The sequence below is a fragment of the Corallococcus terminator genome (genome assembly GCF_049194865.1).
In the GTDB taxonomy this organism is placed as follows: Bacteria; Myxococcota; Myxococcia; order Myxococcales; family Myxococcaceae; genus Myxococcus; species Myxococcus terminator_A.
Window position 1 is genome coordinate 1 of sequence record NZ_JBLZWL010000134.1, and the last position, 6,361, is coordinate 6,361.

Genomic DNA, 6,361 nt, shown 5'->3' on the forward strand with positions numbered 1-6,361 from the left:
CGGCTCGAGGGTGGTGGTGCAGGCCGCGGTGCCCGTGCAGCCGCCGCCAGTCCATCCACCGAAGGCGTACCCCGTGTCAGGCGTGGCGGTCAGGGTGACGGCGGTGCCCTTGGCGAACGAGGCCAGGCAGGTGGCGCCGCAGGAGAGCGCAGCGGGGCTGGAGGTGATGGTGCCCGCGCCCAGGCGCGTGAGCGTCAACTGGACGGTGGTGTCGTCCTCCCCAGGAGGTCCTCCGGAAGGTGCAGGTGTGTCACTGGTGCAACCGAGAAGGAGCGCGGCCGTGAGGGCCAGGGCCCGCCAGTTTTCTCTGAGAGTGAGAGTTGTCATTGCGTCCAGACAGAGCAAGCGTCAGACCAATGGCGTGACACGTGGGGCTTCCCTGCGGGGATGCATGCGGCGCATCGCGAGGAGCGGGGCCGCTGTGGTGGACAACACCCACTGATCTGTGGGGCCGTGCCCCCGGTAGAGGTGCGAGGGACCGAGGTACAGTTTCGCATCGCGAACGGCGCGGCCTGTCGTTGTGCTCGCGGCATTGCCGCCACGGAGTCACGGATGCTGGCGTGAGGCGTTCGGGGGCACTGCGTGAAATCCAGCGGGTTGGCCGCGTGTCAGCCTCGATTCACGCTCGCGGGTGGGAGGCGACTGGTCGCGCGGCAACCTGTCGTTCCACGTCGGTCAGGTGCTCCTCGCCCGGAGGGGCGATACACTGGCCCTCATCCCAGTGAGGGGCACTGGGGCTGGCATCTCACCTGGAGCAGGGGGTCTGAAATGGGAATCACGATGTCGCCGCAGGAATACGCCACGGCTTTTCGCCTGCTGGCCGCCACCGCGCGCCACCCCGAAAACATCGCGCGCGTCGTCGAGGAGCGGATGCTCCCCGCGCTCCCTCTCCACCGCGCGCTGCTGGACGTGGGCGCCGGGTCCGGCAAGGTGGCCGAGCGCCTCGCACCGCACTTCGGCTCACTTACGCTGCTCGAACCCAACCGCGAACAGATTTCAGGGCTCAAGCTCGACAAGGCCAAGGTCCTCGTCGAGCCGCTGGAGCGCTATGACTCCACGGAGAAGTACGAGCTCGTCCTGTGCTCACACGTCCTGTACCACGTGCCCCTCTCCGACTGGGGCGCCTTCATGGACAGACTGCTCTCGTTCGTCCGCCCGGGCGGCTACTGTCTGCTCATCATGGCCGCCGCTCGGGGACCGACCTACGAGCTGTGCCGTGACTTCGCGGAGACGCTGAACTTCGGCGAGCTGATGCTGGACACCGTGCGGGGCAAGCACCTGCCCCATGAAGTGCTCCCCACGATGAGCGGCTTCGTCGCGCAGACCTTCGAGGAGATGTACACGCTCTGCCGCTTCTTCGTGCTCGAGGGCTGCTTCACCGCGGAGCAGCTCGCGGCCATGACTCCAGATCAGGCGCGCGAACTCGACCGGAAGCTCCGCCTGCATACCGAACGCTGCCGGGGCGCGGACGGGGTGTATCGCCTGGAGCAGGACGAGGACCTGGTCCTCATCCCCAAGCCCTGACGACGCCCACCCCGGCGCGGGAGGACTCCCCACTCCCGCGCACGACGGTGCTCAGCCCAGGAGCCGCTCTCCCATGAGGAAGCCCACCGTCATGGCCACCACCAGCAGCGCGCCCTGGAGCTTCGGCGGCGCGGGCAGGGGAATGTCGAGCAGCCTGCACCCCGCGCCAATGATGAGCGCCAGGGCGAATCCCAACAGCGCCAGCATCATGAGCGCGTCTCCTGCGTCTCGCCGGTGGGTCCGCCGCAGTTGACGTGGTTGCGCGAGGGACGGGACGCCAGGAGCTTGTCGGTCAGCGTGTAGCCGCTCGTCATCGCGACGACGAGCAGCGCACCCACCAGCACCGGCGGCGCGGGCGCGGGCACCCCCAACCAGCGGCATCCAAACCCAATACCCAGGCCCAGGAGCAGGCCCACACACAGTTTCCAGTTCACGAGTCGTTCTCCATGGGGGTGAGACGGGGGCGCGTCGACGCGGCGCCGACGAAGTGACGAACGGACGGCGGCTGACTGTCCTGGTGGAGCGTGCGCAGCGTGTCCTGCAGCGCCTTCTCCTCATGCGTGACGCGCTCGTGCTGACGCAGGTGCTCCATCCACGAGCCCACGACGAAGTACTCCAGGAAGCGCCCGGGCTCGGCCGTGTCCTCCATGACGTCCCACTGCACCGCCCCGTCACGTCGCCGCGTGTCGCCGAGCTGGCGGATGAGCGGCAGGAACGCCGCGCGGTCCTTGGCGGCGATGCGGTACTCCACGGTGATGAGCACCGGGCCCCGGTCCTGCTCGATGGCCTCGGTCAGCTCCGGCGCCGGCCAGTGCCCGGAGGCCCCTGTGTTGCGTGTCATCGCCGCGCTCAGCTGGAAGCGCAACGAGAAGACCCCCGCGAGCACCGCCGCCACCGCCGCCACCGTCAGCGAGAGGGGAACCCCGAAGCGCTGGGCCACCGAGCCCCACAGCAGGCCGCCGCTGGCCATGCCCGCGGAGAAGACGACGATGTACAGCGACAGCGCGCGGGCTCGGACCCACGTGGGCACCGACACGTGCGCGGCCGTCTGGAGCGAGGACAACACGCTGATCCACGCCAGGCCGTTGAACACCATGGCCACGCCCAGCACGGGCATGAGACGCACGTGGGCCACGACGAGCATGGTGAGCGCGTAGAGCAGCGTGGCGCCGAACACCAACCGGTCCACGCCCAGGCGCGCCCGAAGCCGGGGCAGCAGGACGGCGCCTGAGACAGCGCCCGCGCCGATACACGTCAGCAGCAGCCCGTACGTGCCCGCCCCAGCCCCCAACTCCTTGCGCACGACGATGGCGAGCTGCGCGGGCAGGGCGCTGGCGAAGACATAGAAGCACGCCGACTTGAGCAGCACCGAGCGCAGGTCGCCCGAGCGCGCCGCGTAGCGAAGCCCCGCGCGCAGGGCGATGCCGAAGGGCTCCGACGGCAGCGTCGAGACAGTCGCCTCCCTCCGCCACAGCCACAAAGCCAGCACCACGCCCAGGTAGGAGACTGCGTCCAGCGACAAGGCCCAGCCGACGCCGAAGCGCGCGACAATCAACCCGCCCAGGGCCGGCCCCACCGAGCGCGCGATGTTCATCCCGATGGAGCTGAGCGCCACGGCGGGCGCCAGCAGCGGACGCGGCACCAGCTCCGCGGTGGTCGCCGCCTGCGCCGGCATGGCCATGGCCGCGCCCGTCCCGAGCGCGAAGGTCAACCCCAGCAGCACCCACTCATCCATCCGGCCGACGAGCGAGAGCCAGGCGAGCACCGTCGCCATGACGAGCATCCACAGCTGCACGGCGATGAGGTAGCGCCGCCGGTCGACGATGTCCGCCAGCGTGCCCGCGAAGAGCGCGAACACCACGACGGGCAGCGTCGTCGCGGACTGCACCGCGGCGACCATCAGCGGCGAGCCGGTCCGCTCGGACATGAACCAGGCGGCGGCGACGTCATGGACCCACGTTCCAATCTGGCTGGCCAGCACCGACAGCCACATCATCCGGAAGGTGGCGTGGCGCAGCGGTGCCAGGGGGCCGACCTCCGGCGCCGGGATTGCCGCAGGAGCAGCCACGACATTCGACTCAGAAGGCATAGCAGAGGCACCCGAGCGCGCCCCAGAAGCCCGAGTCATCGCTCGTGGGGACCTGGTGGCGTGAAGCGTGAGTCCTGCCATGGCCATGCATGGCGCAGGAGTCTCCATGCGCATGCGAGGCCCCCTGGAAGACGGCCCGGGCCTGGGCGACGGTGCCGCCCTGGTAGCCACCGAACCGATTCACCGGAGACCAGTCCGGCATCGGCCGGGGGAGCTGGGGCGCGAGCGGACCGAAGTCACCCGCGCCGTGCACCACCTTGCCGCCCACCACCGTGAGGACGCTGGTGATGTCCAGGATGGACGCCTCCGGTACCTGGAAGAAGTCCGAGGACAGCACGGTGAAGTCCGCGAGGTAGCCGGGCTTCAGGAGCCCCTTGCGCTCCTGCTCGTGTGAGAACCACGCGCTGCCGTGTGTCCACAGGCGCAGGGCCTCCTCGCGCTCCAGGATGTTGTCCTCGCCGTACATGGCCAGTCCGCCCAGCGTGCGGCCGGTGACGAGCCAGTACATCGCCACCCAGGGGTTGTAGCTGGCCACGCGCGTGGCATCCGTGCCGGCGCCCACGGGCACGCCCAGCTCCAGCATCTTGCGCACCGGGGGCGTGCGGCGGACGGCGTCAAGGCCGTAGCGCTCCGCGAAGTACTCACCCTGGTAGGCCATGCGGTGCTGCACGGCGATGCCGCCGCTGAGCGCGCGCACGCGCTCGATGTTGCGCTCGGAGATGGTCTCCGCGTGGTCGATGAGCCAGTGCAGGCCGTCCAGCGGCACGTCCCGGTTCACCTTCTCGTAGACGTCCAGCACCCGGCTGATGCTCTCGTCGTAGGTGGCGTGGATTCGGAACGGCCAGCGCTTCTGGGCCAGCAGGCGCACCACCGACTCCAGCTCGCCCTCCATGCCCGCGGGCAGCTCCGGCCGGGGCATGCGGAAGTCCTCGAAGTCCGCGGCGGAGAACACGAGCATCTCGCCCGCGCCGTTGTGGCGCATCATGTCGTCGCCCTGGCGCGGGGTGAGCATGCCCGTCCAGCGCTCGAAGTCCGCCACCTCCGCGCCCTTCTTCTGGGTGAAGAGGTTGTAGGCGATGCGCACCGTCAGCTCGCCGTCGGCGTGCAGCTTCTGGATGATGTCGTAGTCCTCCGGGTAGTTCTGGAAGCCGCCGCCCGCGTCGATGACGGACGTGACACCCAGCCGGTTCAGCTCGCGCATGAAGTGGCGCGTGGAGTTGAGCTGGTACTCCGGGGGCAGCCGGGGCCCCATGGCGAGCGTCGCGTACAGGATGAGCGCGTTGGGACTGGCCAGCAGCAGGCCCGTGGGGTTGCCGCGCGCGTCGCGTTCGATGCGCCCGCCGGGCGGGTCCGGCGTCTCCTTCCCGTAGCCCACCGCGCGCAGGGCGGCGCGGTTGAGCAGCGCCCTGTCATACAGGTGGAGGATGAAGACAGGCGTCTCCGGCGCGGCCTCGTTGAGCTCCTCCAGCGTGGGCAGGCGCTTCTCGACGAACTGGTGTTCGCTGAAGCCTCCCACCACGCGCACCCACTGCGGCGCGGGCGTGCGGGCCACCTGCTCGCGCAACAGCGCCATCGCGTCCGCCAGCGAGCGCACGCCGTCCCAGCGCAGCTCAAGGTTGTAGTTCAATCCGCCGCGAATCAGGTGGATATGGCTGTCATTGAGTCCGGGAATCAGCCGCCGCCCGCCCGCGTCGATGACCCGCGTTCCGGGCGTGGCGAGCGCCAGGATGGAGGCCTCATCTCCCACGGCCTCCACGGTGCCTCCGGAGATGGCCAGGGCCTGGGCCTCGGGATGATCCCTGTCCAGGGTGGTGATGCGGGCGTTGCGGACAATCAGGTCGGCCATGGGGTGCTCGTGCGCGGAGGGGGAGGCGGACAACGACACGACGACGGGCGCGGCCCAGGTGCCCTGGAGCGCGCGTCCATCGTCGAGGTGTGGCGGGGAGGGGACTGCGTCAGTGACCGCCGCCCTCGGAGGCGTTGAACATGGACTTGGCGTACTGGACGCCCAGGCCGTAGCCCCCGCCGTTGCTGACGGCGATGCCCGTGGTCATCGCGTAGGTGGCGCCGCGCGCCCAGTCCCGTTGCAGCTCCAGCAGGTACTGGAGGCTCGTCATCGGCATGGCACCGGCCTGAATCATGCGCTGCACCGCGCGCTCGTGGGCCTCCTCGGAGATGTCACCGCTGGCGTCGGTGATGACATAGACCTTGAAGCCCTGGTCGATGGCCGACAGCACCGGGCCGACGATGCACACGCCCGTCCACAGGCCCGCGAACACCACCCGCTCCTTGTCGAAGCGGTTGACCTGGTCGGTGACCTGCGCGTCCTCCCAGGCGTTCATCGTGGTGCGGTCCAGGACCTTGGCCTCGGGGAAGACCTCCTTGATTTCGGGGAACAGCGGCCCCGAGAAGCTCTTCTCCGCGACGGTGGTCACGATGGTGGGGACGCGAAAGCCCGCCGCCGCCTTGGCGATGAGCGCCGTGTTGTTGCGCAAGAGCGGGATGTCGATGGACTTCGTCGCGAAGGCCATCTGCGATTGATGGTCCACCAGGATGAGCGCGTGGTTGTCCGGGGTGAGCAGGTTCTTGCCGGGGGTAGGGCTGGCGTTGGGCATGGGGCTCCTTGGGGGTGGGAGGTCGGCGCTCTGCACGAAACACCCGGAAGCCCTGTGAAAACATCCCTCGTTCGGGGGACCTTTCCGTCACCGTGCGGCGAATCCTCCGGGGGCGTTCGAGGGGTGGGGACGC

At 69.5% G+C, this 6,361-nt stretch carries 7 protein-coding genes; 1 reads left to right on the forward strand and 6 read right to left on the reverse strand.

Annotated features, from left to right (window positions below):
* The coding region (locus ACN469_RS39670; RefSeq protein WP_498776915.1) for an InlB B-repeat-containing protein at positions 1-198 on the reverse strand (198 nt) is incomplete at its 3' end.
* A gap of 582 nt (positions 199-780) precedes the next feature.
* On the opposite strand from ACN469_RS39670, the gene ACN469_RS39675 reads away from it, so the two are divergent.
* On the forward strand, positions 781-1,524 hold the full coding sequence (locus ACN469_RS39675; RefSeq protein WP_498776917.1) for a class I SAM-dependent methyltransferase: 744 nt from the start codon (positions 781-783) through the stop codon (positions 1,522-1,524).
* Between the two features lie 51 nt (positions 1,525-1,575).
* Here ACN469_RS39675 and ACN469_RS39680 read toward each other — a convergent pair whose 3' ends face one another.
* The 5 genes from ACN469_RS39680 to ACN469_RS39700 all read right to left on the reverse strand — a co-directional run bounded on the left by ACN469_RS39680 (position 1,576) and on the right by ACN469_RS39700 (position 6,228).
* The gene (locus ACN469_RS39680; protein WP_141648147.1) at positions 1,576-1,734 is read right to left on the reverse strand and encodes a XapX domain-containing protein; all 159 of its coding nucleotides are present in this window, start codon (positions 1,732-1,734) and stop codon (positions 1,576-1,578) included.
* Positions 1,731-1,958, reverse strand: a complete 228-nt coding sequence (locus tag ACN469_RS39685; protein ID WP_498776920.1) for a DUF1427 family protein — start codon at positions 1,956-1,958, stop codon at positions 1,731-1,733. The genes ACN469_RS39680 and ACN469_RS39685 overlap by 4 nt, the downstream gene beginning before the upstream one ends.
* Positions 1,955-3,592 carry an MFS transporter gene (locus ACN469_RS39690; protein WP_498776922.1) on the reverse strand — a complete coding sequence of 546 codons (1,638 nt, stop codon included), beginning with the start codon at positions 3,590-3,592 and terminating at the stop codon, positions 1,955-1,957. The genes ACN469_RS39685 and ACN469_RS39690 overlap by 4 nt, the downstream gene beginning before the upstream one ends.
* Before the next feature lie 10 nt (positions 3,593-3,602).
* Positions 3,603-5,459, reverse strand: a complete 1,857-nt coding sequence (locus tag ACN469_RS39695) for an amidohydrolase (protein WP_498776924.1) — start codon at positions 5,457-5,459, stop codon at positions 3,603-3,605.
* A gap of 109 nt (positions 5,460-5,568) precedes the next feature.
* Positions 5,569-6,228, reverse strand: a complete 660-nt coding sequence (locus ACN469_RS39700; RefSeq protein WP_498776927.1) for a hydrolase — start codon at positions 6,226-6,228, stop codon at positions 5,569-5,571.
* Between the last annotated feature and the right edge of the window lie 133 nt (positions 6,229-6,361).

Bases quoted from the DNA above. Each gene is read 5' to 3' on its own strand.
- ACN469_RS39680 (WP_141648147.1), bottom strand. From the start codon at position 1,734: ATGATGCTGGCGCTGTTGGGATTCGCCCTGGCGCTCATCATTGGCGCG.
- ACN469_RS39695 (WP_498776924.1), bottom strand. From the start codon at position 5,459: ATGGCCGACCTGATTGTCCGCAACGCCCGCATCACCACCCTGGACAGG.
- ACN469_RS39675 (WP_498776917.1), top strand. From the start codon at position 781: ATGTCGCCGCAGGAATACGCCACGGCTTTTCGCCTGCTGGCCGCCACC.
- ACN469_RS39700 (WP_498776927.1), bottom strand. From the start codon at position 6,228: ATGCCCAACGCCAGCCCTACCCCCGGCAAGAACCTGCTCACCCCGGAC.